Consider the following 12,433-nt stretch of genomic DNA (forward strand, 5'->3'; position numbering starts at 1 on the left):
GGGGAGGGCCGGCGTCGCCGGGTCCCCCGACCACCGGCCCCGGGAGGCATCTCCGTCGGCTTCCGCCCCGTCGTAGACGGCCGCCGCGTCACACGGTCATGGGCCGGTCGTAGGGCGAGATCGGTGCGGGCAGCCTCGAACTCCCCGTGAGATGACGGTCGACGGCCGCCGCCACCGCCCGGCCCTCGGCGATCGCCCACACGATGAGCGACTGCCCCCGGGCGGCGTCCCCGGCGGCGAACACGCCCGGCACGTTCGTCGCGAACCCGGCGTCCCGGGTGATCGTGCCGCGCGGCTCCATCTCCAGCCCCAGCTGCTCGATCAGCCCGTCCGTCCGGTCGGGCCCGGAGAAGCCGAGCGCGAGCAGCACCAGGTCGGCCGGCAGCGTCCGCCCGGTGTCCGGCATCTGGCGGCGCTGCGCGTCCACCTCGACCAGGTGCAGCGACCGTACGTTCCCGTCGGCGTCGCCCGTGAAGCGCAGCGTGGACGCCGCGAAGAGGCGGGCGTCCGCGTCCGCCGCCGGCGCGGTCTCCAGGTCGCGCGCCTCCTCGTGCGCGGCCGAGAGCCGGTAGATCTTCGGGTACGTCGGCCAGGGCTCGGCGTCCTCGTCCCGCTCGGCGCCCGGCTGGGCGTAGATGTCGAGCTGGGTCACGGACGCGGCGCCCTCGCGCACGGCGGTGCCCAGACAGTCGGCGCCCGTGTCCCCGCCGCCGACGATGACGACATGCTTCCCGGCGGCGGACATCGGGGACGACTCCAGATCCCCCTCGCACACCCGATTGGCCAGCGGGAGATACTCCATCGCCTGCTCGATGCCGCTCAACTCCCGCCCGGGAACCGACAGTTCACGCCAGGCCGTGGCCCCGGTCGCGATCACCACCGCGTCGTACCGCGACCGCAGCTCGGCCGCCCCGATGTCCCGCCCGACCGCCGTCGACGTACGGAACTTCGTCCCCTCGGCCCGCATCTGCTCGATCCGCCGCTCCAGATGGTGCTTCTCCATCTTGAACTCGGGGATGCCGTACCGCATCAGGCCGCCGATCCGGTCGTCCTTCTCGTACACGGCGACCGTGTGCCCGGCCCGGGTGAGCTGCTGCGCCGCCGCGAGGCCCGTGGGCCCCGACCCGATGACCGCGACCGTCCGCCCCGACAGCCGGTCCGGTGGCCGGGGCGGAGTGAACCCCTCCTCCCACGCCCGGTCGCCGATGGCGCACTCGACGTTCTTGATGGTGACGGCCGGCTGATTGATCGCCAGCACGCACCCCGCCTCGCACGGCGCCGGGCACAACCGCCCCGTGAACTCGGGGAAGTTGTTCGTCGCGTGCAGCCGGTCCGCCGCCGCGCGCCAGTCCTCCCGCGACACCAGGTCGTTCCACTCGGGGATCAGATTGCCCAGCGGACAGGCGTCGTGGCAGAACGGGACGCCGCAGTCCATGCAGCGATCGGCCTGCTTGCTGATGATCGGCAGCAGCGCCCCGGGGACGTACACCTCGTCCCAGTCCCCGACCCGCTCCTCGACGGACCGGCGCGGCCAGTCCTGGCGGGGGGTGGTCATGAAACCCTTGGGATCGGCCATGGCCGTCTTCCTCGCGTGCGCGTGCGTGTGCGCGCGTGACGTGGGTGGAGCCGTGCGTCATCGGGCGGCACTCTCCCCAAAACGATACGTCTCGCAGGTCACGCGCGCAGAGGGGAGGGACAGCGCTTTCTCGGGGGATCTCGGCTCAGCCGACGACCGCCACGTGCGCCACCGGTCCGCTCAGCCGAGGGCCGGCTCGTAGGCCACCGATCGGCGCAGCGAGGGCTGGCGCGCAGCCGACGATCCGCTCAGCTGATGGCCGCCACGTAGGCCACCGATTCCCTCAGCCGGCGGCCGGCGCGTGGGCCACCGATCCGGTCAGCTGATGGCCAGTACGAACGACACCGTCGCGGCGGCCGAGGCGACCGTCCGGACGTGGTTCCACACCGTCCACTCCCGCACGTACGTCGGCCAGTAGGCGGCCGCCTCCTGGGTGCCCGCGTCCAGCTTCATCAGCGCGTCGTTGCGGGGCACGTTCGCCACCATGGTCACGCCGAACGAGCCGAACAGATACAGCGCGCTGCCCAGCAGCAACTCCACCGTCCCCTCGTCCGGCCAGAGCACGAACGTCACCACGGCGATCACCGCGCACAGCACCGCCGTCCCGATGAACACCAGCATGAACGCCGGCATCAGCGCGGTCACGTTGATCGCCTTCATTGCGGCGACGCCCTGCGCAGGCGGCAGCGCGGCGAGCCCGCGCATCACGAAGGTCGAGAACGCGCAGAAAACGCCGGCCACGAGGCCGGTGCCGACCACACCGATCACGATCAGTACGAAGTACGGCCCATCGATCATGTCAACATCAACTCCCGCATCCCGCCGAGATCCTGCCCGGCCCCGTCCGTCACCTCAAGTGAAATCCTGAACGAGATCAGTGACCATGGCCGAGCGGCGCGACGACATACGCGAACGTCCAGGGGGCCCGGGCACAGGGGAGCCGACGCGGGTGGGGGCGGGGTCTGTCGTGTGTCGCAGGTGGGCGGCCTGGCTCGGGGTCTTTCGCGTGCCAGGTGGGTGGCCTGGCTCGGGGTCTTTCGTGTGCCGGATGGGTGGCCCGGCTCGGTTCTGTCGTATGTCAGGTGGGCGGCTCGGCTAGGCGGCCCGTCTCGCTTCGGGAAGGCGGGCCCGTCGTGGGTTGGCAGCAGGAGCGCAGGCCCGTGCCCTCGTCAGCCGGCGTCCGACACCCGTTCCCGCCACGCCCCCAACGTCGTCTGCACCACGGCCGCGATCCGTCGCCGGGCCTCGTGCCGCGGCACCCCGCTCATCAGCAACTGGTCGTACGGCGTGTCCATGTGCCGCACGGACGCCACGACCGCCGACGTCACCGCCACCTCGGTCAACGCCCGCCCCGCCGCACTCCGCCCCACCCGTCCGCTGCCCCGCACCGACGCATGCCCGGCGATGTCCCGCGCCCGGTCCGTCGGACATCCCGGGAACAGCCGAAGTATCTCCGCCGCGAACGCCTCCGCGAACCGTACGTCCTCCTGAGCCCGGCGCCGCGCGTCCCGTGTCCGGCGCCGCCGCCGGGCCTCGGCGTCCGCCAGGCACCGCTCCTCGGCCCGGGCCAGCCCCGCCTCCTCGACGAGAACGCCATGCCGCTCGTAGCGGCCCCTGCGCCGGTTGAACCGGACGACCACCGCCGACAGCGCGCTCTCCTCCCGCGACCGACGCGTCAACGCCGTGTCGCCGCGCGGCAGGAACACCAGATGCCCGAGATCGGCACAGTCCAGACACCGCGGCGCACCGTCCTCCAGTACGAGCATCTGCAACGGCCCCGCATGACACTCACCGCAATGCCGCCGCTTCAGGGGCTGGAAGACGAGAAGTCCGGTGCGGTGCGGGGGAGTTGCGAGAGGTGCCATAACGGGTTCATTCCCCTCGGACCGGGGTCGAGGAACGCACCGACGGGGCTCCCCGGCTCGGGCCCGGTGCGGAGCTCGGAGGGCTCGCGGGCAACCCGTCGAGCAGCGCCGCCTCGGGCTCCCGCTGCGGCGGAACCCCTCCGACCGGGCTCCGCGGCACCCCGCCCCCGGACCGCGACGCACCCCGCCCACTCCCTGCCGCATCATGGGCCGTGTGCGACTGGAAGCGATCACCTGGGAGCGGCTCGGCGACCACCTCGCCGAGCGGTTGCTCGAACTGAAGCCGGCCGACGGCAGCCCTTGGCCGCGCGTCGCCTTCGACGGTGCCCCGGCGGCCCGCCCCGGCGACCTCGCCGAGCGCGTCGGAGAGGCACTGCGCATACGCGGCCGGCCCTCGCTCACCGTCGGTACGGAGGGCTTTCTGCGCCCCGCCTCGGTCCGCTTGGAGTACGGCCACCGCGACATCGACGCCTACTACGACGGCTGGATCGACACCGGCGCCCTGTGGCGCGAGGTCTTCGGCCCCCTCGAACCCGGCGGCGACGGCCGCGTCCTGCCCGACCTGTGGGACCCGGTCATCGACCGAGCCACCCGCAGCCCGCATGTCCAACTCCCGCCCGGCGGAATGCTGTTGCTGCACGGCCCCCTCCTGCTGCGCCACTGGTTCCCCTTCGACCTGACCGTCCACGTCCTCCTCTCGCCGGGCGCCCTGCGTCGCCGCACCCCCGAGTCCGAGCACTGGACCATCCCCGCTTACGAGCGCTACGCCGAGGAGACCGACCCGGCCGGAACCGCCGACGTCCTGGTGCGCGCCGACGACCCACGGCACCCGGCGTGGAGCGGTTGAGACGAGATCCGGGAAAGCACGTCTGTATGCACGTGCATTTAAATATCCTGTCGGCATGACGACCTCCGCGAGTGATCCGATCTCCTTCGACGACTCCGTCCGCACCCTGCTGGACGGCAAGAACTTCGCCAGCGTGGCCACCCTCGGCCCCGACGGCGCTCCCCAGAACTCGGTGGTCTGGATCAAGCGCGAGGGCGACACCGTGCTCTTCTCCTCGGTCGACGCCCGCCAGAAGGTGCGTAATCTCCGCCGCGACCCCCGCGTCAGCGTCTCCGTCTACGACCTCGCCAACCCCTATTCCTCCGTCGAGATCCGCGGCACCGCCGAGATCGTCCCGGACGAAGCCAAGCGGCTCCCCTTCGAGCTCTCGCACAAGTACCTCGGGATCGACCCACCCGCCGAGAAGGACGACGAGGCCCGTGTGATCATCCGCGTCGTTCCGCGCAAACTCGTGCGCTTCTCGGCCTGACCGCCGCACGCCGCCTCGGTGTTCCCGGCCGGTTCCGGGTGCAGGGGCCGGGCGCCGCGGCGAGAATGAAGGGCGCCGGGACTAGCGGTGCGTCCCGCGCCGCGCCGGCCGTCCGGCATCGGGAGGTAGTCCATGACCACTGCCGGAGACATCATGCACCGAGGCGCCCAGTGGATCCCGGCCCACGAGACCCTGGACCGCGCCGCCCAGCTGATGCGCGAGCTGGGTGTCGGAGCCCTGCCCATCAGCGATGAGAACGAACGGCTCTGCGGCATCCTCACCGACCGCGACATCGTCGTCGGCTGCGTGGCCATGGGCCACGACCCGAGCAGGATCACCGCCGGCGAGATGGCGCAGGGCACCCCGCGCTGGATCGACGCGAGCGCCGACATCAGCGACGTGCTCCGGGAGATGAAGGATCACCAGATCCGCCGGCTGCCCGTCATCGAGAACAAGCGCCTCGTCGGCATGATCAGCGAAGCCGACCTGGCCAGGAGCCTGCCGGAGGGCGAGATCGGTCCATGGGCCGAGAGCGTCTACGCCATGAGCGCGGCGTCCGGGACCCGTTGACTCGATGGCGCCCTGCCGTCCTCGTTCGGCCGGCCGTGCCGGACGAGGACGTCGGAGTTCCAGGGTGGGACCGGGCGGTGACAGGGGTTCGTCGCGTCAGAGCCATCCGTTGCGCCGGAAGCCGCGGTGCAGCAGCACACACGCGACGGATATCACGCCGAGGACCAGCGGATAACCGAACGTCCACCGCAGTTCCGGCATGTAGTCGAAGTTCATGCCGTAGACGCCGCACACCATCGTCGGGATGGCGATGATCGCGGCCCAGGCGGTGATCTTCCGCATGTCCTCGTTCTGCGCGACGGTCACCTGCGCCAGATGCGCCTGCAGGATCGAGTTGAGCAACTCGTCGAAGGCGAAGATCTGTTCCTTGGCCCGCAGCAGATGGTCGGAGACGTCACGGAAGTAGGCCTGTATCTCCGGCTCGACCACCCGTATGGGACCCGTGGCCAGCTCCTCCAGCGGGCGGCTCAGCGGAACCACGGCTCGCTTCAGCTCCAGCAGCTCACGCTTGAGCTGGTAGATCCGCCCCGGATCGGCCCGCGCCCCGTTCTCCGCGAACACGTCCGTCTCGACCTCGTCGATGTCCTCCTGCACGGAGTCGGTGACGCTCAGATAGTCGTCGACCACATGGTCCGCGATGGCGTGCAGCACCGCCGCCGGGCCCTTGGCGAGCTGCTCGGGGTCGGACTCCAGCCCCTCGCGCAGCGGCCCCAGCGAGCCGTGCCGCCCGTGGCGCACCGTGATCACGAAGTCGCGGCCGACGAACACCATGATCTCGCCGGTGTTCACCACCTCGCTCGTCGCCGTGAGCTTCTCGTGCTCGACGTAGCAGACGGTCTTGAACACCGCGAACAGCGTCTCGTCGTAGCGCTCCAGCTTCGGCCGCTGATGTGCCTCGACCGCGTCCTCGACCGCCAGCGGGTGGAGGTCGAAGAGTTCGGCGATGCCCGCGAACTCCCGGTCCGTCGGCTCGTGGAGGCCGAGCCACACGAATCCGCCGCCGCGCTTGCGAATGCGCTGCACCACGTCGACCAGCTCACCGGTCTCCGGGACCCGCACGCCGTCCCGGTAGGCCACGCAGTTCACGACGGAGGAGCCCAGCGGGGACCTGGCGGGGTGGCTGAGGTCGACGCGGGGGCGCCGCCGAGCCAGCCGTGCCACCTTGCGCAGGCCGCCGACCTTGTCCAGGCCCGTGACCTTCCGCAGATTCCCTGCCATGGACATCTGGGTCTCCTTGCATGGATCCTTCGCGCCGCATCTCTGCGCCTTGGCGTGCCAGTTTGCCAGCCATCGGTGAGGGCCGGGTAAGCCTGTGGGAATCACTAATTCCGCTTGGTTCCCGCCTGTGGACAACCGGCCCACCCAGGTAGGACGCAGCCTTCGCCCGGCCGGATGCACCGTCCGTCGGGGGAGTGCGCCCCCTCCCACCGGTTCCCCCGGGATGCCGTCCCGCATGCCTCGGCCCCGCACCCCGCCCGCGGGAAACCCGGCGTCCGCCATCTCGTCGTAGGCGCCGCGTCGCCCGCTCGAGACGAGCGGGGCAACTGGAATGATCGCGGCATGACGCGAAACGACGGATATCTCCTCGACAACCGGCAGACCGAGGCGGGCGAACGTTTCGACGCTTTCGCCACCCTCTTCGACCCCACGACCTTCCGGCACATCGAAGGGTTCGGCATCGGCGCCGGCTGGCGCTGCTGGGAGGTCGGCGCCGGCGGCACGTCCGTGGTGTCCTGGATGGCCAAGAAGGTCGGCCCGACCGGCAGGATCGTCGCCACCGACATCGACACCTCGCAACTCGCCGCCGCGGCCCGGCCGCCCGTCGAGGTCCGGATCCACGACGTGAGCGCCGACGAACCTCCGGGGGAGGGGTTCGACCTGGTGCACGCCCGGCTCGTCCTCGTCCATGTGCCGGACCGGGAACGGGCGTTGCGCACGATGATCGAGTCCCTGCGCCCGGGCGGACGGCTGCTCGTCGAGGACGCCGACCCCGCGCTCCAGCCCCTCATCTGCCCCGACGAGTACGGCCCCGAACAGCAACTGGCCAACCGCCTGCGGCACGGCTTCCGCAAGCTCCTCGCCGACCGCGGCGCCGATCTCTCCTACGGCCGCAGGCTCCCGCGCCTGCTGCGTGAGGCGGGGCTGCGCCGGGTCACGGCCGACGCGTACTTCCCGATCACCTCGCCCGCCTGCGCCGCCCTGGAGTCCGCCACGGTCCGCCAGATCCGCGACCAACTGGTCACGGAGGGCATCGCCACGGACGATGAGATCGACCGCCACCTCGCGAACGTCGCCTCCGGCACGATGGACCTCGCCACGGCTCCGCTGATCTCGGCATGGGGACGCAAGCCGTAGCCGTAGCCGTAGCCGTAGCCGCAGTCGTGGGCGGGGCTACGGCTGTGCCTGTAGCTGTGGCTCACCCGCCCCTCGGCGGTCTCCCACCCACCCGCTCCACCGCCAGCGCCCCCGCCCGGCACCCCTCCCCGGCTGCCTCCTGCGGAGTGGCACCCGCGAGCAGGGCGGCGAGGAAGGCGCCGGTGAAGGCGTCGCCCGCTCCGGTGGTGTCCCTCGGCGCGGCCGGCTCGGCGGGGACGTGGGCGGTGACCGTGCCCGACCGGGCCACCAGCGCGCCGTCGGCGCCCTGCTTGGCGACGACCAGCGGAACATGGCGGCTCAGCTTCGCGGCCGCGTCCACCGCGTCCGGCAACCCCGTGAGCAGGCACGCCTCGTCACGGCTCGGCAGCAGGACGTCCACGCCCTCCACCAACTCCAGGAATCGGTCGACGCCCAGCTCCACCAGGAAGCCCGCCGATGCCGGATCCAGGCTCACCGGCACGCCACGCGCGCGTGCGGACGCGAGGGCCACCGTCACCAGCTCCCGGCTCGGCGCGGAGAACAGCAGGTAGCCCGACAGGTGCAGCCATGCGACGCCGTCGAGGAGCGCGTCCGACCAGTCGCGCGGCTCCAGCCGCAGGGACGCCCCGCTGTCGGTCAGGAACGTCCGCTCGGCCGCGGCACCCGCGTCGACCAGGCAGATCACCGTCCCGGTCGGCGCCTGCGGATCGACGACGAGAGCGGGCCGCACCCCGTCCGAGGTCAGCTCCCGTTCGTGCCACTCGACGGCGTCCGCGCCCACCCGGCCCAGCAGCCGCACCTCGCGCTCGCCCCGACGCGCGGCCCAGCAGGCCACATTGGCGCCCGCCCCGCCCGGCATCGTCCGGATGGCCGCGACCGTGTCCGTGCCCGAGGCGAGTGGCCCCTGATGCCGGGCGATGACGTCCGTCACCACATCCCCGACGACCAGCAGCGCCCCGTTCCGGGCCCTCGAATCGCCCGGCGCGCCGGACGGCGTCCCGCTCATGCCCCGGCCCAGGCCGCCGCGATCCGCCCCGCCAGTCGCACGTTGCCGCGCACCGCCGCCAGGTTGGCGTTCAACGAGGCGCCGTCGGTGTGCCGTACCAGGTAGTCCAGCAGGAACGGCGTGACCGCCTGCCCGGTGACGCCCTGCTCCTCGCACGCGTGCAGCGCGTCGGCGAGCACACGCGCGTGCAGCCCGGGATCCAACTGCTCGTCCTCCGGCACCGGGTTGGCGACGATCAACGCCGACTCGGGCCCGTCGAGCGTGTCCTGAGCGCGCATCACCTCCGCCGCCTCCTCCGGCGACCGCAGCGTCCAGTCCACGGGGTGACCCGAGTCGGAGAGGTAGAAACCGGGGAACCGCTCCGTGCGATAGCCGGCCACCGCGACGCCGAGGGTCTCCAGCCGTTGCAGGGTCGCCGGGACGTCCAGGATCGACTTCACCCCGGCGCACACCACCGTGATCCGGGTCCGCGCGAGCAGTCCCAGGTCGGCCGACTCGTCCTGCGTCACCGTCCACTCCCGGTGCACACCGCCGAGCCCGCCCGTCGCGAACACCCGCACGCCGGCGAGAGCCGCCAGCAGCGCCGTCGCCGACACCGTCGTCGCGCCGCTCGCGCCGGCCGCCACCGCGAGGGGCAGATCCCGGTGCCCCAGCTTGCGGATCCCGTCCTCGTTGGCGACCCGCTCCAGCTGGTCCTTGGCCAGGCCGACATGGGGGCGCCCGTCCAGCACGGCGATCGTCGCCGGAACGGCGCCCTCCCGCCGTACGACGTCCTCCAGTTCCAGCGCCACCTGCAGATTGCGCGGGCGGGGCAGCCCATGCGCGATGATCGTCGACTCCAGGGCCACCACGGGTCGACGCGCGTCAATCGCTTCCCGTACTTCTTCCGACACCACCAGCACCACGCGCCTGCCTCCTGTCCGACGGTACTCCCTCATCTCTGGCGGGCGCCGTGCCCGATCAAACCCCTTGCAGCCTGTGGCGGACGACACCAGCCTTGGCTGCATGACGGACCACACTGCACGTCTCGACCATGTCGTCCTCTGGGTACGTGACCCTGAGGCGTCGGCCGACTTCTTCGAGAAGGCGGTCGGCATGGAGCCGGTCAGGCTCTCGGAGTTCTCCGCGGGGGCGGCTCCGTTCCCCTCCGTACGTCTCAACGAGGAGACCATCCTCGACCTCATGCCGCTCACGATGGCGGAGCGCATGAAGATGCTGCCGGGCTCCGCAGAGAGCTCCGGGCACCCGGTCAACCACGTCTGCGTGGCACTGCCCGGCGACGACTTCGACACCCTGCGCGCCCGCCTGGAGGAACACGGGGCGCCCGTGTCGGACATCTCCCGCGACTCGTTCGGCGCCCGCGGAAAGGCCACGCGCAGCTTCTACTTCCGCGACCCCGACGGCAACGTCTTCGAGGCCCGGCACTACGACTGACGGCCGCGAAAGGGGGCCACGCGTGCGTGGCCCCCGGTCTTCTGCCCGCGCCGGTGACGTCAGACCGGCTGGAGCCCGTCCAGCGCCCCGTGCGGATTCAGCACGTACTTGCGGCTGGCGCCCTGATCGAACTCGGCGTAGCCGCGCGGTGCGTCCTCGATCCCGATCACGGTCGCGTTGACCGCCTTGGCGATGTGCACCCGCTCGTGCAGGATCGCCATCATCAGACCCCGGTGGTACTGCATCACCGGGCACTGTCCGGTCGTGAAGCGGTGGCTCTTGGCCCAGCCGAGGCCGAGCCGCACCTTCAGCGTCCCGGACTTCGCGTCCGCGTCGATCCCTCCGGGGTCTTCCGTGACGTACAGGCCGGGGATACCGAGGGCGCCGCCCGCGCGCGTGATGCCCATCAGGGAGTTCAGGACGGTCGCCGGCGCCTCCTGGGCATCGGGGCCGTGGCCCCGCGCCTCGAAGCCGACCGCGTCGACCGCGGCGTCCACCTCGGGCTCGCCGAGGATCTGCGCGATCTGCTCGCCCACATCGCCCTCGGAGACATCGACGGTCTCACAGCCGAAGCTGCGCGCCTGGGCGAGGCGCTCGGGGTTCAGATCGCCGACGATGACGACCGCGGCCCCCACCAGATGCGCCGAGGCCGCCGCCGCGAGCCCCACCGGGCCCGCCCCCGCGACGTACACCGTCGAGCCGACACCCGCGCCCGAGGAGACCACACCGTGGAAACCGGTCGGGAAGATGTCCGACAGCATCGTCAGATCGAGCAGCTTCGCGCGCGCAGTTTCCGCTCATGCGTGATCGCTGTCCCTTCGGCTCCGTGTCTTCCGGATGCCAGTCGGATGCCAGCGGCTGTGCGCAGGGCGGAGTCTGCTACCGGCGCCCCGGTCCGGCCACGCTCCGCGCGGCTACCGGAGCCCACGGCCTCCGGCCTCCCCGGCAAAGCGGGACATGACGTCAGCCGGCCACTCGGGCGTCCCGTGCCCGTCGGCCCCGCGTGAACAGCGCCAGCGCCGCCAGCGGCAGCAGCAGGCACGCGGCCATGAGGTTCAGCCAGCCGTAGCTGGCCTTGGCGACCACCAGGCCCGCGACCGCTCCGCCGACACCGGCGGACGCGTTCATGATGAGGTCGGACAGGCCCTGCGCGGCGGCCCGCGCGGGCTGCGGCACCGAGTCCGTGAGCAGCGCCGAACCGGAGACGAGTCCCGCCGACCAGCCGAGCCCCAGCACGAACAGTCCGACAGCCGTCTGCCCGTGACTGCCGCCCGCCGTCCCGGCGAGGAACACCGCACACGCCAGCAGCCCCACGGCCAGCCCGATCCCCGACAACCGCCCCAGCCGGTCCGACAAGCGCCCCATGAGCGGTGCGAACGCGTACATGCCCGCGATGTGCCCGCTGATGACCAGCCCGATCAGATCGATCCCGGCGCCGTGATGTGCCAGGTCGACCGGCGTCATCGACATCACCGACACCATCGCCGTGTGCGCCACGGCGACCGTCACCACCGCGAGCCGTGCCCGCGGCGAGGCGGCCACGGCGGCCATCCCGGCGCGCAGCGAGCGGGCCGCGGGCGACCCTTCCTCGGCCGGCGCCAGCGCCCGTGCCGTCAGCAGCGGGTCCGGTCGCAGCAGTACGGCCACCACGAGCGCCGATATCAGGAAGATCCCGGCCGCCCACAGGAACGGACCCGCCGTCGCCGGTATCCCGAGGCCCGTGACACTGCGGCCGGCGGGCGCGGCTATGTTCGGGCCGAGCACCGCCCCGATGGTGGTCGCCCACACGACGAGCGAGATCGCCCGCGCCCGATGCGCCGGCTCGGCCAGATCCGCCGCCGCGAAACGCGCCTGGAGGTTCGCCGACGACGCCGCTCCGAACGCGGCCATCCCGCACAGCAGCAGCGGAAAGCTCCCCACGCGGGCCGCGACCACCGTGACGGCGGCGCCCACGGCCCCGATGAGATAGGCCAGGACCAGCCCGGGGCGGCGGCCGCGCGCGGTCATCAGCGCGGCCAGCGGCATCGACAGCACCGCGGTGCCGGCGACGGTGGCGGTGGGCGCGAGCCCGGACAGCGACTCGGTGCCGCTGACCTCCTTGGCCAGCACGGCCGCCAGCGCGATGCCGGTGGCGACACCCAGCCCGCCCAGGATCTGCGTCGTGATCAGCACGGCCGAGATACGGCGCCGCAGGGCCGGCAGCCGGTCTGCCGTGACCGGCACGGCGACCTGGCGCTCGACGGCGGTCACGCCGTACACCCGGCGCTACGACGCCTCCGACCGGCCGGCCGGGGACCGCGCACCGGACCGG

General features: G+C 72.2%; 12 protein-coding genes and 1 pseudogene. 5 read left to right on the forward strand and 8 right to left on the reverse strand.

What is annotated here, in order from left to right; all coding sequences use genetic code 11:
- Positions 1 to 88: 88 nt before the first annotated feature.
- From ACGFW6_RS15410 to ACGFW6_RS15420, 3 genes are all read right to left on the reverse strand, one after another.
- Positions 89 to 1,576 carry a glutamate synthase subunit beta gene (locus tag ACGFW6_RS15410; RefSeq protein ID WP_393508711.1) on the reverse strand — a complete coding sequence of 496 codons (1,488 nt, stop codon included), beginning with the start codon at positions 1,574 to 1,576 and terminating at the stop codon, positions 89 to 91.
- A 318-nt stretch (positions 1,577 to 1,894) separates the two neighbouring features.
- The gene (locus ACGFW6_RS15415; RefSeq protein WP_393508714.1) at positions 1,895 to 2,374 is read right to left on the reverse strand and encodes a DUF1772 domain-containing protein; all 480 of its coding nucleotides are present in this window, start codon (positions 2,372 to 2,374) and stop codon (positions 1,895 to 1,897) included.
- 371 nt (positions 2,375 to 2,745) lie between these two features.
- Positions 2,746 to 3,441, reverse strand: a complete 696-nt coding sequence (locus tag ACGFW6_RS15420) for a DUF2293 domain-containing protein (protein ID WP_393508717.1) — start codon at positions 3,439 to 3,441, stop codon at positions 2,746 to 2,748.
- A gap of 205 nt (positions 3,442 to 3,646) precedes the next feature.
- Here ACGFW6_RS15420 and ACGFW6_RS15425 point away from each other — a divergent pair, with 205 nt between their 5' ends.
- The 3 genes from ACGFW6_RS15425 (at position 3,647) to ACGFW6_RS15435 (ending at position 5,327) form a co-directional block, all read left to right on the forward strand.
- Entirely contained in the window at positions 3,647 to 4,288 is a 642-nt protein-coding gene (locus tag ACGFW6_RS15425) for a uridine kinase (RefSeq protein WP_393508720.1), read from the forward strand.
- Between the two features lie 55 nt (positions 4,289 to 4,343).
- On the forward strand, positions 4,344 to 4,757 hold the full coding sequence (locus tag ACGFW6_RS15430; RefSeq protein WP_393508723.1) for a PPOX class F420-dependent oxidoreductase: 414 nt from the start codon (positions 4,344 to 4,346) through the stop codon (positions 4,755 to 4,757).
- A 132-nt stretch (positions 4,758 to 4,889) separates the two neighbouring features.
- Complete coding sequence (locus tag ACGFW6_RS15435) at positions 4,890 to 5,327, forward strand: CBS domain-containing protein (RefSeq protein ID WP_393508726.1); 438 nt, start codon at positions 4,890 to 4,892, stop codon at positions 5,325 to 5,327.
- Positions 5,328 to 5,423: 96 nt separating this feature from the next.
- On the opposite strand, the gene ACGFW6_RS15440 is transcribed toward ACGFW6_RS15435, so the two are convergent.
- Positions 5,424 to 6,551: a magnesium and cobalt transport protein CorA gene (locus tag ACGFW6_RS15440; protein WP_393508729.1), complete on the reverse strand. Its 1,128-nt coding sequence runs from the start codon at positions 6,549 to 6,551 to the stop codon at positions 5,424 to 5,426.
- Positions 6,552 to 6,887: 336 nt separating this feature from the next.
- Here ACGFW6_RS15440 and ACGFW6_RS15445 point away from each other — a divergent pair, with 336 nt between their 5' ends.
- The gene (locus tag ACGFW6_RS15445; protein WP_393508732.1) at positions 6,888 to 7,682 is read left to right on the forward strand and encodes a methyltransferase; all 795 of its coding nucleotides are present in this window, start codon (positions 6,888 to 6,890) and stop codon (positions 7,680 to 7,682) included.
- 61 nt (positions 7,683 to 7,743) lie between these two features.
- On the opposite strand, the gene ACGFW6_RS15450 is transcribed toward ACGFW6_RS15445, so the two are convergent.
- Together ACGFW6_RS15450 and ACGFW6_RS15455 are read right to left on the reverse strand one after the other, a co-directional pair.
- Positions 7,744 to 8,688, reverse strand: coding sequence for a carbohydrate kinase family protein (locus ACGFW6_RS15450; RefSeq protein ID WP_393508735.1), 945 nt, complete (start codon positions 8,686 to 8,688; stop codon positions 7,744 to 7,746).
- Positions 8,685 to 9,593: a pseudouridine-5'-phosphate glycosidase gene (locus tag ACGFW6_RS15455; RefSeq protein ID WP_393508738.1), complete on the reverse strand. Its 909-nt coding sequence runs from the start codon at positions 9,591 to 9,593 to the stop codon at positions 8,685 to 8,687. The genes ACGFW6_RS15450 and ACGFW6_RS15455 overlap by 4 nt, the downstream gene beginning before the upstream one ends.
- Before the next feature lie 100 nt (positions 9,594 to 9,693).
- Between ACGFW6_RS15455 and ACGFW6_RS15460 the strand changes: the two genes are divergently transcribed.
- Entirely contained in the window at positions 9,694 to 10,122 is a 429-nt protein-coding gene (locus tag ACGFW6_RS15460; RefSeq protein WP_393508741.1) for a VOC family protein, read from the forward strand.
- A 59-nt stretch (positions 10,123 to 10,181) separates the two neighbouring features.
- Here the strand turns inward: ACGFW6_RS15460 and ACGFW6_RS15465 are convergent.
- Positions 10,182 to 10,916, reverse strand: a pseudogene (locus ACGFW6_RS15465) (zinc-binding dehydrogenase); the annotation flags it as partial.
- 169 nt (positions 10,917 to 11,085) lie between these two features.
- Positions 11,086 to 12,372: an MFS transporter gene (locus tag ACGFW6_RS15470; protein WP_393508744.1), complete on the reverse strand. Its 1,287-nt coding sequence runs from the start codon at positions 12,370 to 12,372 to the stop codon at positions 11,086 to 11,088.
- Positions 12,373 to 12,433 lie beyond the last annotated feature (61 nt).

This window comes from Streptomyces sp. Y7 (assembly GCF_043195415.1).
Lineage (GTDB): Bacteria > Actinomycetota > Actinomycetes > Streptomycetales > Streptomycetaceae > Streptomyces.

Excerpts from the sequence above, each read along its gene's own strand:
- ACGFW6_RS15410 (WP_393508711.1), bottom strand. The coding sequence starts at position 1,576 with ATGGCCGATCCCAAGGGTTTCATGACCACCCCCCGCCAGGACTGGCCG.
- ACGFW6_RS15415 (WP_393508714.1), bottom strand. The coding sequence starts at position 2,374 with ATGATCGATGGGCCGTACTTCGTACTGATCGTGATCGGTGTGGTCGGC.
- ACGFW6_RS15420 (WP_393508717.1), bottom strand. The coding sequence starts at position 3,441 with ATGGCACCTCTCGCAACTCCCCCGCACCGCACCGGACTTCTCGTCTTC.
- ACGFW6_RS15425 (WP_393508720.1), top strand. The coding sequence starts at position 3,647 with ATGGGCCGTGTGCGACTGGAAGCGATCACCTGGGAGCGGCTCGGCGAC.
- ACGFW6_RS15430 (WP_393508723.1), top strand. The coding sequence starts at position 4,344 with ATGACGACCTCCGCGAGTGATCCGATCTCCTTCGACGACTCCGTCCGC.
- ACGFW6_RS15435 (WP_393508726.1), top strand. The coding sequence starts at position 4,890 with ATGACCACTGCCGGAGACATCATGCACCGAGGCGCCCAGTGGATCCCG.
- ACGFW6_RS15440 (WP_393508729.1), bottom strand. The coding sequence starts at position 6,551 with ATGTCCATGGCAGGGAATCTGCGGAAGGTCACGGGCCTGGACAAGGTC.
- ACGFW6_RS15445 (WP_393508732.1), top strand. The coding sequence starts at position 6,888 with ATGACGCGAAACGACGGATATCTCCTCGACAACCGGCAGACCGAGGCG.
- ACGFW6_RS15450 (WP_393508735.1), bottom strand. The coding sequence starts at position 8,688 with ATGAGCGGGACGCCGTCCGGCGCGCCGGGCGATTCGAGGGCCCGGAAC.
- ACGFW6_RS15460 (WP_393508741.1), top strand. The coding sequence starts at position 9,694 with ATGACGGACCACACTGCACGTCTCGACCATGTCGTCCTCTGGGTACGT.